This window comes from Herbaspirillum sp. RV1423, from assembly GCF_000577615.1.
Lineage (GTDB): Bacteria > Pseudomonadota > Gammaproteobacteria > Burkholderiales > Burkholderiaceae_D > Herbaspirillum.
Genome location: NZ_CBXX010000052.1, coordinates 1 through 13624 on the forward strand (window position 1 = coordinate 1; position 13624 = coordinate 13624).

Annotated in this window: 10 protein-coding genes, 1 tRNA gene and 1 pseudogene; 3 read left to right on the forward strand and 9 right to left on the reverse strand. The window is 58.5% G+C overall.

Features of this window, described 5'->3' with window-relative positions; translation table 11 throughout:
• On the reverse strand, window positions 1-1685 hold a 1685-nt coding region (locus tag RV1423_RS30200), incomplete at its 3' end, for an FG-GAP-like repeat-containing protein (RefSeq protein ID WP_197035012.1).
• Between the two features lie 380 nt (window positions 1686-2065).
• A tRNA-Arg gene (locus RV1423_RS26300) sits at window positions 2066-2142 on the reverse strand.
• A 184-nt stretch (window positions 2143-2326) separates the two neighbouring features.
• Between RV1423_RS26300 and RV1423_RS26305 the strand changes: the two genes are divergently transcribed.
• The 3 genes from RV1423_RS26305 to RV1423_RS26315 all read left to right on the forward strand — a co-directional run bounded on the left by RV1423_RS26305 (window position 2327) and on the right by RV1423_RS26315 (window position 5508).
• Window positions 2327-3019 carry a sensor histidine kinase gene (locus tag RV1423_RS26305; protein WP_034303490.1) on the forward strand — a complete coding sequence of 231 codons (693 nt, stop codon included), beginning with the start codon at window positions 2327-2329 and terminating at the stop codon, window positions 3017-3019.
• Between the two features lie 41 nt (window positions 3020-3060).
• A complete protein-coding gene (locus tag RV1423_RS26310) occupies window positions 3061-3714 on the forward strand; it encodes a response regulator transcription factor (protein WP_034303492.1) in 654 nt (217 codons plus the stop codon).
• 228 nt (window positions 3715-3942) lie between these two features.
• On the forward strand, window positions 3943-5508 hold the full coding sequence (locus RV1423_RS26315; protein WP_034303495.1) for a GGDEF domain-containing protein: 1566 nt from the start codon (window positions 3943-3945) through the stop codon (window positions 5506-5508).
• On the opposite strand, the gene pnuC is transcribed toward RV1423_RS26315, so the two are convergent.
• The 7 genes and pseudogenes from pnuC to RV1423_RS26350 form a co-directional block, all read right to left on the reverse strand.
• Complete coding sequence (gene pnuC, locus RV1423_RS26320; protein ID WP_034303497.1) at window positions 5505-6134, reverse strand: nicotinamide riboside transporter PnuC; 630 nt, start codon at window positions 6132-6134, stop codon at window positions 5505-5507. The two genes, RV1423_RS26315 and pnuC, sit on opposite strands and share 4 nt — an antisense overlap.
• Window positions 6135-6146: 12 nt before the next feature.
• Window positions 6147-6533 carry a cell division protein FtsB gene (gene ftsB / locus RV1423_RS26325; RefSeq protein WP_034303499.1) on the reverse strand — a complete coding sequence of 129 codons (387 nt, stop codon included), beginning with the start codon at window positions 6531-6533 and terminating at the stop codon, window positions 6147-6149.
• A 52-nt stretch (window positions 6534-6585) separates the two neighbouring features.
• Window positions 6586-7869: a phosphopyruvate hydratase gene (eno, locus tag RV1423_RS26330; protein ID WP_034303501.1), complete on the reverse strand. Its 1284-nt coding sequence runs from the start codon at window positions 7867-7869 to the stop codon at window positions 6586-6588.
• Window positions 7870-7974: 105 nt separating this feature from the next.
• Window positions 7975-8829: a 3-deoxy-8-phosphooctulonate synthase gene (kdsA, locus tag RV1423_RS26335; RefSeq protein WP_034303503.1), complete on the reverse strand. Its 855-nt coding sequence runs from the start codon at window positions 8827-8829 to the stop codon at window positions 7975-7977.
• Window positions 8826-10490 (reverse strand): CTP synthase, encoded by a 1665-nt coding sequence (locus tag RV1423_RS26340; RefSeq protein WP_034303505.1) that lies wholly within the window; start codon window positions 10488-10490, stop codon window positions 8826-8828. Before RV1423_RS26340 ends, kdsA begins: the two co-directional genes overlap by 4 nt.
• 115 nt (window positions 10491-10605) lie before the next feature.
• Window positions 10606-11412 carry an alpha/beta fold hydrolase gene (locus tag RV1423_RS26345; RefSeq protein ID WP_155835311.1) on the reverse strand — a complete coding sequence of 269 codons (807 nt, stop codon included), beginning with the start codon at window positions 11410-11412 and terminating at the stop codon, window positions 10606-10608.
• Between the two features lie 133 nt (window positions 11413-11545).
• Window positions 11546-13504: pseudogene (locus RV1423_RS26350) on the reverse strand (DNA internalization-related competence protein ComEC/Rec2); the annotation flags it as partial.
• Window positions 13505-13624: the final 120 nt, after the last annotated feature.

The window sequence follows — 13624 nt, forward strand, 5'->3', positions numbered from 1 at the left end:
GTGATCGGTGCGCCAAATGTTCCATCGCCATTGGATAGCATTGCAACGATACGCGCACCATCTCCGCTGCCGTTACTGTTGTTATAAAGCGCAAGCACGTCCGTCTTGCCGTCGCCGTTCACATCGCCCGTCGTTAGCTTCCAATATGGTGCGAGATATCCTGTCAGGGCAGAAATCGTGGTGATCGGTGCGCCAAATGTTCCATCGCCATTGGATAGCATTGCAACGATACGCGCACCATCTCCGCTGCCGTTACTGTTGTTATAAAGCGCAAGCACGTCCGTCTTGCCGTCGCCGTTCACATCGCCCGTCGTTAATTGCCAATAGGGTGCAAGGTATCCCGTCAGGGCAGAAATTGTGGTGATCGGTGCGCCAAATGTTCCATCGCCATTGGATAGCATTGCAACGATACGCGCACCATCTCCGCTGCCGTTACTGTTGTTATAAAGTGCAAGCACGTCCGTCTTGCCGTCGCCGTTCACATCGCCCGTCGTTAATTGCCAATAAGGTGCAAGGTATCCCGTCGTTGGGGTGACTGAGCTGATCGGCATTCCATACGTACCATCGCCATTGGACAACATGACAACGATACGGATGCCATCTCCGCTGCCGTTGCTATTGTTATAAAGTGCAATTACATCTGTTTTTCCATCACCATTCACGTCACCTGTCGTTAGCTTCCAATAAGGAGACAAAAATTGTGATGTGGCTGGAGTATTACTGATCGGCAAACCATATGTAGCATCGCCATTTTCATATGTCAGAGCCAATGGAAATAGGCATGCATTATTGGTAGGACATAATTTAATGGCTACCAATTGAGAAGCATTGTTAATGGATGGAATGGAATAACTAAGATTGTATGTAGTCTCAATTTCTTGAGCATTGAACGCCAATACTTTGGACATTCTTAAAGTGCTTTTTACTACTGATCCAGCCTGATACATCGGCACAATATCCGGCCGGGCCTCGTACTGGAACTGCACGGAGTTTGTCGGCGCCGTATTGGTCTTGCTGTTGCCCGTATAGTCAATCCGGTTCGGGTAGTAATCCCCGTTGGCGGCGTCCTTCGTATAACTCGCCGTCAGGTAATTTCCCTTCGTATCTTCTATCCTGTTCAACGCCCACACGCGGATCGTCGTCTTCCCTTGCGCCTCGATCCGCGCATCGGTGGTTTTGCCGTATTCCATCACCTGACCAGCTTTGGTCCACACCTTGAACCATGCAGGTCCATTACCCGCACTGCCATACGAGACGACCCTGGCGAAACTCTCCCGCTCCGTCCTATACTCCGTTCCGTCTCCGCCTTCACTGCCATTGATCGCGATCAGCCGTTGACCGTCCAGGCAGTACCGATCGTTGCTGTCGTAGTTCACTCCGCCTCTGACGCCATCCTGCGCCATCGTCCTCGGACATCGACCCACTCCGCCCAGACCTCCCAGGCTCCAACCCATTCCCAGCAAGCCATTACCCGATTGACTGCTGTAGTTCAGCGACAGCTTGGGCTCCATCCCCCCAACACCGGGAGACACCTGAATCGGAATCGTATAGGTCGCCGCACCGCTCTCACTGACCTGGAACTGGCCTGGTGTGACCATTTGGGCTTGGACGAAAGATGAAGCCAGCAGGACCGGCAAAAAGCCGGCAACAGATAGCCATGCACCATGGCGAAATGGATTACGCAAGGAATTCCCCCGAATTATTTTTTACGACGCTGCTGCAATTGCCTTTGTTTGTTTTTGGCGATCGCTTAAGTCTTTTGCTGCCAGCGGCACGTTATCTTAGCCAACTTGGTTACGTACCGCCATCCACTTTTAATCAATTCCTGAGAATATTTCCATGATTAAAAACCTACCATGAAGTATCTAAGCTTGAATGAAAACTCATTTGGATCAGAGTGGAAAAATATCTGAAATCGGCGCGCGTAATCCGATCGACAAACGCAATCAACAAGGTGACATGACAATGGTTGCTTTATTGACACTAAGTCGCCAATTTTTCTATTTTTTATATTATCGACACGACAAAGAAAAAAGGGCCCATCTCACGATGGACCCTTTATATCTGGTGCGGCTGGCAGGAATCGAACCCACGACCCCTTGGTTCGTAGCCAAGTACTCTATCCAGCTGAGCTACAGCCGCGAAAAACGAAATTATAGCACCAGTATTACAAAAAATGGAAGAGAGGCGGCCAAAAACTTCTCAAACCGCCGTCCACCCAGTCTTTCCGGCATTTTTATCGCTTTGTATCGCTCATCTTGCCCTGCTTTCCGCTGCATCTACCTTATGATTGCCTCTTGATTCATCGCCATGCCAAACCACAACCATGAACGACCACGTCGTCACCGAAGCGCAACCGGATCCTGCCGGGGAACGTATCAAAGAAGCCGAACGCCAGCGCATTGCAAAAGATCTGCACGACGATCTGGGCAGCCATCTGACTGCGATCAAAATGGCGCTCGCGCAGCTAAGCCTGCAACTGCCCGAGCGCGAAGGAAACGGCGCCCTGCACGAACAGGCCCGCTACGCCGATCGCCTGATCGATGAAGCCATCGACGCCATGCACGGCATCATCGACGACCTGCATCCCGCCGTGCTCGACCTCGGCCTGCAAGCGGGACTGGAATGGCTGGCGAAAACATTTTCAAAGCAAACCGGCATTCCTCACCGCATGCTCGCCGACGATGACTTGCCTGCCCCGCTGCTCGATGATTTCCAGACCGTCAGCCTGTATCGCATCGCCCGCGAAGCACTGCACAATGCCGCCCGGCATGCAGCCGCCACGAACGTCGACATCCGCCTGCATCGGGACCGGCAGTTATTGACGCTTGAAATCAGCGACAACGGCGGCGGCCTGCCGGATGCCGCCGCCACGCAACCTGAGTCGTCCGGCCTACGCGGCATGCATCGGCGCGCCGCCACGATCGGCGCGACGCTGGCGCTGTTGCCTGCCGACGGCGGCGGCACCAGACTGCAAGTCCGGCTCCCTGTCCGTTCCGGAGCGAACCCGATAGAATAACCACCACCTTCAGCCCGGAGACAAACGTTTCATCCAAGCCTATGACGAAAAAGAACAGTGCAGCCATTAAAGTTGCGATCGCCGATGACCATGCGATCGTACGCGAAGGTCTCAAACAGATTTGCACCGGCACCAAAGACGTCGTCGTCGTCGGCAACGCCGAGAATGGATTGGAAACCATCAAGCTGTGCCGTCTCGGCAACTGCGATGTGCTGTTGCTCGATATCGTCCTGCCCGACCGCACCGGCATCGAGGTGCTCAAGCAAATCAAGAAGGAAATGCCCAAGCTGCCGGTGCTGATGCTGTCCATCCATCGCGAAGACCAGTACGCAATCCGTGCGCTCAAGGCCGGCGCGGCGGGCTTCCTCAACAAGCAGGCCGCGCCCGCCGAATTGATCAACGCCATTCGCCAGGCGGCCGCCGGACGAAAATACATCAGCCCTTCCCTGGCGCAGGAACTGGCGAACCAGATTGGCTTCGACCACGAAACGCCGTTGCACGAAACCCTTTCCGACCGCGAATACCAGACCATGGTGATGATCGCATCCGGCAAGACGGTGAGCGATATCGCCGCGGAGCTATTGCTGTCCGTCAAGACCATCAGCATGTATCGTTCGCGCGTACTGGCGAAGATGAAATTACGCCATAACGCGGAGCTGACTCACTATGCGCTAAAAAACAACTTGGTCGAATAAAATCCCGCCAAAGCCAGCCTGAGTAAACCGCCAGACGGTAGAATGCGTTAGAGGGAAGTTTCGTCCTACTCGTTGCAATGTCATGCCGAAGCGGCATGCGAATGCCATACAAGTGCAAAGAAAACAATCGCTTCAGGATGCTGTTTTTGCATTATCAGGCGCGGCGATACGGGACGTTTCAACACCGTCCACGATCCGTTTGTTTGAATAAGAAGCCATCCATCAGGCATGTCCAAAAAGCCAGCACAAAGTCCCGTCGACATCGCGCGCGAAGCCTTCCAACAACTAGCCGCACGACGCGTTGCCCCTACTCCCGAAGCCTATCGCGAAGCCTATGAGGAAATCGTCGGCACCAAGAGCGAATTAAAACCCGAAGGCGTACTCGCCGCATTCGCCGTGCATCTGACCTTGCAACCGGGCGATATCGGCAAGCTGGGACAGCGCCTGTCCAAGGCCATCGAAACCAGCGACTGGAAAGATTACAACGAAGAGCTCGACAATTTCGTCGAACAGTATTTTCCTTCGCGCAATCTGGTTCCCCACGGCGAGCTGGTGCCGGTCGATCTCGAACGCGAATTCATCCGCGACAGCAAGAAGGAAAAAATGCTGCGCGAAGTGCTGGCGCGCGTGTTGATCTTCAATATGGCTTCGCTGCTGATCGAAGCGCCCGAGCTGGCCGCCGAATCAAAAACCATCGGCACCGACCTGAAGACGGCTTTCTCTGAACAGGCCATGAACGAAGTCATCGGCCGTCTCAAGCAAATGAGCTTCCAGATCGAGCTCAAGACGGAAGACATCGCCCTGCAACAGGAATTGCTGATGCGCTTGTTCCAACTGCTGCTCGAAAACATCCACGGCCTGCTGGAAAAAGGTTCATGGCTGAGCAGCCAGATCACTGCCGTGCAGCAGCTCATCGACGGACCGATCAGCAAGACCTCGCTGGCCGACGCCACCAAGACGCTCAAGGAAGTGATCTTCAAGCAAGGCCTGCTCAAGAATACGCTGAGCGAAGAAAAAGTCACCGCCAAGAACATGATGCTGACCTTCGTCGACCGCCTGAGTGCCATGGTGTCGACGACCGACAATTACCACAAGACCATCGCCGGTTTTTCGCAGCAGATCAGCCAGGCATCCGACATCAGCGACCTGAACTCGGTGCTGACCGGCATCATGAACGCGACCAAGGAGGCCCAGGACGAAGCGCTGCAATCGCGCGACGAAATGATCAACGCGCGCCAGGAAATGCAGAAGGCCGAAGCGCGCATCGCCGCGCTGGAATCGCAGCTCGTCCACATGGGCGAACTGGTGCGCGAAGACCAGTTGACCGGCAGCCTCAACCGCCGCGGCATGGACGAATCGCTGGAGCGCGAGATCATCAACGCCGATCGGCTCGGCGCGCCGCTGTGCATCGCCCTGCTCGACCTCGACGATTTCAAGCGCATCAACGATACGCATGGCCATGCCACCGGCGACGAAGTGCTGGTGCATCTGGTGAATGTGGTCAAGGAAACGCTGCGCAAGCTGGACGTGATCGCGCGTTTCGGCGGCGAGGAATTCCTGGTGCTGCTGCCGGAAACCGAACCGGCCGAAGCGATGCAGATCATCACGCGCGTGCAGCGCGAACTGACCAAACGCATCTTCATGCATAACAGCCAGCGTCTGCTGATCACTTTCAGCGCCGGCGTGGCCTACCGTGTGTCCGGCGAAAGCCAGGCCGACCTGATCAAGCGCGCCGACGTGGCGCTCTACAAGGCGAAAAACGCGGGCAAGAACCGCGTGATCATGGCCGACTAGGGATAAGGCGCAACGCTGACTGACCGGCGTTCCTGCCGCTTCCAGGCGCGCCAGCCGGCGACGGCCAGCAACACGAACAGACCGTACAGGACGGCGGTCAGGCTCAGGTGTTTGTAGAGATACAAACCGACGTACAGGATATCGACGGCGATCCAGACCAGCCAGTTTTCGATCTTCTTCCTCGACAGCAAAAACTGCCCGACCAGGCTGCCCGCCGTCAAAAAGCCATCCATATGCGGCACGTCGGTATCGGTGAAATGGCGCAGGAATACCGACAGCACCCCAAAACCCGCCAGCCACGCCAGACCCGACCACACTATGCCGATGCGAGACAGCATCGACGCCTCAAGCGGCCGCTGTTGCTCGCCGCCGCGCAGCCATTGATACCAGCCCCAGACCGACACCGCGACAAAGACGCATTGCAGGCCGGCGTCGCCATACAAGCGCGCGTTGGCGAACACCACGCCGTACAAGCCGGAGGATGCGATGGAAAATAGCCAGGCCCAATGGTTTTGGCGGATATTGAGCACAACGGTCATGAGCGCCAGCAGGAAGGAAATCAATTCCAGCGGCGTGGTGACAAGGCCGGAGAAGCCAAACAACGGCAGGCTGTCGTTGAGAGACATGGACAATCCGCGCTAATGCGCGGACGGGGATGAAGATGACGGAGAAGCCGCTGCCGATGGCGACGTGTGGATGGGGCTCGAAGCGGACGGAACCGATTGCGTCGGCGTTCTCGATGCGCCGGCGGCATTGCCGTCGAGAATCTGGATAAAGACTTCGTTCTGCTTGATCATGCCGAGCTCGTAACGCGCCCGCTCTTCCACCGAACCGGTACCCTGCTTCAGGTCTTCGACTTCGGATTCGAGCTTGGCGTTGCGTGCCTTGAGTTCGTCATTCTTCTTTTGCGCCTGCTGCACCTGCTTGTCCAGGTCCCATACCCGCAACCATCCCCCTTTGCCCAGCCAGAGCGGATATTGGATCAGCACCAGGAGCGCTGTGAGGCAGAGGATGATCAGGCGCATCGGAAGAATGCCGGTTGACTGTCCGGCAGGCGAATGCTGCCGGACATCTTGCCTACTTCAGATTGTAGAAAGCCGAACGACCTGGATAGCTGGCGATGTCGCCGAGGTCTTCCTCGATGCGCAGCAACTGGTTGTACTTGGCCATGCGGTCCGAACGCGACATCGAACCGGTCTTGATTTGCAGGGCGTTGGTGCCGACCGCGATATCGGCGATGGTCGAGTCTTCGGTTTCGCCCGAACGGTGCGAGATCACCGCGGTATAGCCGGCGCGCTTGGCCATTTCGATGGCGGCGAAGGTCTCGGTCAGCGTGCCGATCTGGTTGATCTTGATCAGGATCGAGTTGGCGATGTTCTTGTCGATACCTTCTTTCAGTATCTTGGTGTTGGTGACGAACAGGTCGTCGCCGACCAGTTGCACCTTCTTGCCCAGGGTTTCGGTCAGCAGCTTCCAGCCGGCCCAGTCGTTCTCGGCCATGCCGTCTTCGATGCTGATGATCGGGTACTTGTCGCACCACGACGCCAGCAAGCCGGTCTTTTGCGCAGGCGTCAGCACCATGTTCTCGCCGGCCAGATGGTAGTTGCCGTCCTTGTAGTATTCGCTGGCGGCGCAGTCCAGGCCCAGGGCGATTTGCGTGCCCGGCTCGTAGCCGGCTTCTTCGATCGCTTGCAGGATCAGTTGGATCGCTGCTTCATGGCTGGCCACGTTGGGCGCGAAACCGCCCTCATCGCCGACCGACGTGGTCAGGCCCTTGGCGTGCAGAATCTTCTTCAGGGTATGGAACACTTCGGCGCCATAGCGAATCGCTTCGCGGAAGCTCGGTGCGCCGACCGGGATGATCATGAATTCCTGCAGGTCGAGATTATTGTCCGCATGCGCGCCGCCGTTGATGACGTTCATCATCGGCACCGGCATCTGCATCGAACCGCTGCCGCCGAAATAACGATACAGCGGCAGGCCGGCTTCTTCGGCAGCAGCCTTGGCGACGGCCATCGAGACCGCCAGCGTGGCGTTGGCGCCCAGGCGGCCCTTGTTCTCGGTACCGTCGAGGTCGATCAGGGTGCGGTCCAGGAAAGCCTGTTCGTTGGCATCCAGGCCCATGATCGCTTCGGATATCTCGGTGTTGATATTTTCGCAGGCTTGCAGCACGCCCTTGCCGAAGTAACGGCTTTTGTCGCCGTCGCGCAGTTCGATCGCTTCGCGCGAACCGGTCGACGCGCCCGATGGCACGGCGGCGCGGCCGAGGACGCCGGATTCCAGCAGGACGTCGCATTCGACGGTCGGATTGCCGCGCGAATCGATTATTTCGCGGCCGATAATATCAACGATTGCACTCATTCAAACATCTCCATCAAGCAAGGTTTCAAGCAAATTTTTTATAATGAAAAGATCCGACCCTGTACAGCGCCGGCGGTTGCCGGCATAACGCAAAGCCTTCCGGCATCAGGAAAAATCGTTTTCCAGGAAAACCGATTTTTTCACAATGCGATCCAGTTCGACCATCGTGCTCAGCAGTTCCTTGATACGCGCCAGCGGAACAGCATTGGGACCATCGGATTTGGCCTCCGCCGGATTCGGGTGCGTTTCCATGAACACGCCGGCAACGCCTGCCGCAATCGCCGCGCGGGCGAGTACGGGGACGAATTCGCGCTGGCCGCCGGAGGACGTGCCCTGCCCGCCCGGCAACTGCACCGAGTGGGTGGCGTCGAACACCACCGGCGCGCCGGTCTCGCGCATGATCGCCAGGCTGCGCATGTCGGACACCAGATTGTTGTAGCCGAAGGACACGCCGCGTTCGCAGGCCATGAAATTGTCTTCCGGCAGGCCGACTTCCTTGGCCGCCGCGCGCGCCTTGGCGATCACGTTGACCATGTCGTGCGGCGCCAGGAACTGGCCCTTCTTGATGTTGACCGGCTTGCCCGACTGCGCGCAAGCGCGGATGAAGTCGGTCTGGCGGCACAGGAAAGCCGGCGTCTGCAGGACGTCGACCACTTCCGCCACCGGCTTGATCTCGTCGATCTCGTGGATATCGGTCAGCACCGGCACGCCGATCTGCTTCTTCACCTTGGCCAGTATCTCCAGCCCCTTTTCCATGCCGAGGCCGCGGAACGATGTGCCGGACGAACGGTTGGCCTTGTCGAAGGAAGACTTGTAGATGAACGGGATGCCCAGTTCGGTGGTGATCTCTTTCAAGGTGCCGGCGGTGTCCAGCGCCATCTGTTCCGATTCGATCACGCACGTCCCCGCGATCAGGAAAAATGGCTGATCGAGGCCGATGTCAAAACCGCACAGTTTCATGCTTTTCCTTTCGCCGCCGCGGTCGCATCGTGATGCGCGAGCGCAGCCTTGATGTACGAGATGAACAGCGGATGGCCGTCGCGCGGCGTGGATTTGAACTCGGGGTGATATTGCACGCCCAGGTACCACGGATGCGCATTGTCGCCGCCGCTGCGCGGCAGTTCCATGATCTCGCACAGGTCTTCAGTCGGCGTACGCGCCGATACCACCATGCCCGCATCTTCGACGCGGGGCAGGTAAAAATTGTTTGCTTCGTAGCGATGGCGATGACGCTCGGTCACCTTGTCGCCGTATATCTCGGCAGCCAGCGTACCCGGTTTGACGTCGCAGGTCTGTGCGCCCAGGCGCATGGTGCCGCCCAGGTCCGAGTTGGCGTCGCGCTTCTCGACCTTACCGTCGTGGTTTTGCCATTCGTCGATCAATGCCACCACCGGTTGTTCCGTTTCCGGGTCGAACTCGGTCGAGTTGGCCTTGGTCAGGCCGGCCTTGTTGCGCGCATATTCCAGCAGCGCCACTTGCATGCCCAGGCAGATGCCGAGGTAAGGCACTTTGTTCTCGCGGGCGAATTTCGCGGCTGCGATCTTGCCTTCCACGCCGCGCTTGCCAAAGCCGCCCGGCACCAGGATCGCATCGTACTTGGCAAGGCCGGCGGTGCCGGTGGTCTCGATTTCTTCCGAGTCCAGATATTCGATATTGACGCGGCTGCCGGTATGGATGCCGGCATGGCGCAGCGCTTCGGTCAGCGACTTGTACGATTCGGTCAGGTCGACGTATTTGCCGACCATGCCGATGGTGACTTCGTGCGACGGGTTCTCTTGCGCGTGGATCAGCTTGTCCCACACCGACAGATCGGCGGGCTTTGCCGACAGGCCGAGTTTTTCGCAGATGATGTTGTCCAGTCCCTGGTCGTGCAACATCTGCGGAATCTTATAAATGCTATCTGCGTCCCACACCGAAATCACGGCCTCCGCGGCGACGTTGGAGAACAGCGAAATCTTGTCGCGCTCGTCATCGGGAATGCGGCGGTCGGCGCGGCACAGCAAGGCGTCCGGGGAAATCCCGATTTCGCGCAGCTTTTGCACGCTGTGCTGGGTCGGCTTGGTCTTCAGTTCGCCGGCCGAGGCCAGGTACGGCACCAGCGTCAGATGGACGAAAGCGGCCGCATTGCGGCCGGCGCGCAGACTCAACTGGCGCGCTGCTTCGAGGAACGGCAGCGATTCGATATCGCCGACGGTGCCGCCGATTTCGACCAGCGCCACATCAAAGCCCTGGGCGCCGCGATGGATGAAATCCTGGATTTCGTTGGTGATGTGCGGAATGACCTGCACGGTCTTGCCCAGATATTCGCCGCGGCGTTCCTTGCGGATCACGGATTCATAAATCTGGCCGGTGGTGAAATTGTTCACCTTCTTCATCTTGGCGGTGATGAAACGCTCGTAGTGGCCGAGGTCCAGGTCGGTTTCAGCGCCGTCGTCGGTGACGAACACTTCGCCGTGCTGGAATGGACTCATCGTTCCCGGATCGACATTGATGTAGGGATCGAGCTTCAGAAGGGTGACTTTAAGGCCGCGCGATTCGAGAATCGCAGCGAGAGACGCGGCGGCAATCCCTTTACCGAGGGAAGACACGACGCCGCCAGTGACAAATACAAACTTGGTCATTACAAAGAAGTGCCGAACGGCACGTGCGGGAAATTCAAATTATACCCCAATCCGCCCGCTTTTCATCTTCCTGTTTTGAGGATGCGCGAGATTTCCCGCAGGAAGCCGGCGGATTTTATTTCCCTGAAAGCAAGGCCTGAATCATTTCGTGGGTGGCGTCGGCGGCAGCTTCCGGCGCTTCCATGGGGAACAGGTGGCCGCCGGGAATTTGCCTGAAATACGGCCCCACCAGTTTTTTGGTGGCCGCCAGTCCGGCCATGCGGCATTCGACCGAATCGACGCCGCCGACGAAACCGATCGGCACCGGATATTGACGCCGCGTCAACGCGCCGAGGTGGTGCGGAATGGTCCGATAGACAGCGGTCTCGGCCTCACGCGTAAAACGCAGCCTGACGCCGCCGGACGGCTCAGGCACGACGCCGTGCGTGACATAGTCGCGCAGCACGCGCTCGGGCCAGGAGGCGAACATGGCTTTGGCGGCATAGTGCTGGTAGGCCGCTTCCATGTCAGGCCAGGCATTGCGGCGCTTGACCGAAGCTTGCGCCGGCGAGCGCTTGCTTTCGAAACGCAGGAGTTTGGTCAGGTACAGCGCCGAGGCCCGCCAGCCGGCCACGATCGGGGAATCCAGCATGACCACGCAGCGCACCAGATCGGGACGCTTGCGCGCTGCCAGCAGGCTCAGGATGCCGCCCATGGAATGGCCGACCAGAATCACCGGTTCGCTGTAGCGCTGCGCCAGCTCTTCGCCGAGCTCCTTGCCCAGCTTGCGCCAGCCGTCATCGACCGGATATCTCGGATTATGAGCATGCATGGGCAAGGCGTGCACGTCGTAGTGCGCGCGCAATCGATCGAAAAACATCCCATACGTGCCCGCCGGATAACTGTTGGCGTGGGCAAAATGCAAAATCGGCTTGTTGTTCATATGACTGGATAAACGTTCTGATTGCCGGATTATCTGGCAATTGGCACGCCGCGTCAGCCTTTTCGTGCGTGCTTTTTTCTGGCCCGACGTGCTTTTCTGGAACTCATTTCATCCAGGCGTGAGATGCGCTCTATTATTTCCCGTACCAGTAACGCGCATGCTCGCGGCGATATTCCTGCACGGTCAGCTTGTCGTCGAACTGCAGCAGGATCGCGCCCGATTCGTCATTGCGCAGGCCGCGTATGCCCAAGCGGCCATAGCGCGCGAGGACTTCCGGTTTGGGATGATTGAAACGATTGCGGTAGCCGACTTGAAATATCGCCAAACCGGGCTGCACTGCCTGCAGGAAAGCCTCGGTCGACGAAGTGCCGCTGCCGTGATGCGGCGCCAGCAACACATCTGCGCGCAACAGCGCTGCATTGCCGCCATTGACGAGTTCGTCTTCCTGCACCGCTTCGATGTCGCCGGGCAGCAGGATCGCATGCTTGCCCAGACTCACCTTGAGCACGCAACTGCGCGCATTGGGCTTCCATTTGTCGCTGTCGTAGCTGACCGGCGCCGGATACAGCATGTCGAATGCGACCCCCTCCCAACGCCATTGCTGCCCGGCCTGGCAACGCTTGTGGTCGGGCGCGGCCTGCACGATGGGACTAGTCGGCGCCAGCGACGAATACACGCGGTCGACGGCGATTTCCTTGAAAATCGACAGGGCGCCGCCAGAATGGTCGTTATCGTTGTGCGAGATCACCACGGCATCCAGATGGTCGATGCCGCGTGCGCGCAGGTACGGCAGGATCACGCGGTTGCCGCCGTCGGATTCCGGCGAATAGTACGGGCCGGTGTCGTACAGCAGCCGATGCTGCGGCGTCTCCACCAGCAAGGCCATGCCCTGGCCGACGTCGAACGCCGTCACGCGAACCTGGCCCTGCTCCGGCCAGCCCGAGGTATTGAGGATCAGCGGCAGCCAGCCGAACAAACCCAGCCAGCGGGCCGGCCAGCCACGCGGCGCCAGCAGCAGCAACGTGCCGCCCAAGGCCAGCGCAAACATCCACGGCGACGGCATCGGCGCCTGCCACACCGCAAACGGCTGGCTGCTGAGCCAGCCCAGGAATTGCACCAGCAATTCCAGCAACGCATGCGCGGCCAACAGCAGCCATTCCGACAAGGGCGACGGCAGGACGCTGCCCAGCAGCGACAGCGGCGCAATCAGAATGGTGATCAGCGGAATCGCCGCCGCGTTGGCCAACGGGCTGACCAGCGAGTACTGCCCGAACAGCAGCAAGGTCAGCGGCAGCAAACCCAGCGTGACTGCGTATTGGGTATAGGCGCCGGCGCGCAATGCGCGCCAGGTCCTGGCCATGCGCGAAGGCTGGCGGCGGCGCTGGACCGGTGTCAGTATCTGCGGTTCCGTCACGGCATCCGAACCGACGCGTCCCGACGAGGCGTACAAGATGATCGCCACCGCGCCGAACGACAGCCAAAAGCCCGGCCACAGCAGCGCCCATGGATCGAACAGCAGCACCACCGCCAACGCCAGGCACATGACATAGGAAATATGCGTGAGCCGCCCCGTCCAATACGCCAGGCCGACCACGCACAACATGTACAAGGTGCGTTGCGCGGGAATGCCGAATCCGGCCAGCAAGACATACATCAGCGCCGCCAGCAGACCGGCCAGGACGGCGACCTTGGGTGCCGGCAACACGAGCGGCAATTGCGCCCGCGTGAAGAAGGAGCGGCGCCACAGGAATCCCGCGAGCGCCGCGAACAAGCCGGCGATCAGGGTGATGTGCAATCCCGATATCGCCACCAGATGGCCGACGCCGGTGCGGTTGAAAATACTCCAGTCGGATTGCTCGATAGCGCGCTGGTCGCCGATCACCAGGGCGACAATGACGCCTGCATACTTCTGCTTCGGCAGTGCCGCAAGGATGCGGTCGCGCAACCAGCCGCGGCCGTATTCGATTGCATTCGACGGCGTCCAGATGAAAGCCTGCAAGCGATGATTTTTATAAGCCGATTGCCGATCCGGACGCACCGTGCCGGTGGCCCGCAGATTCTGCTCCAGCAACCAGACCTCATAATCGAAACCAATGAGAAGTGCGAGTTAGAATTTAATGGACATTCCCTTTACCTGCGCAAACAAGGGTCTTTACACGTCTGGAAGTTGTCCATTGAATTTCAAAAATGGTGGACAGTTAATTAACGTCAT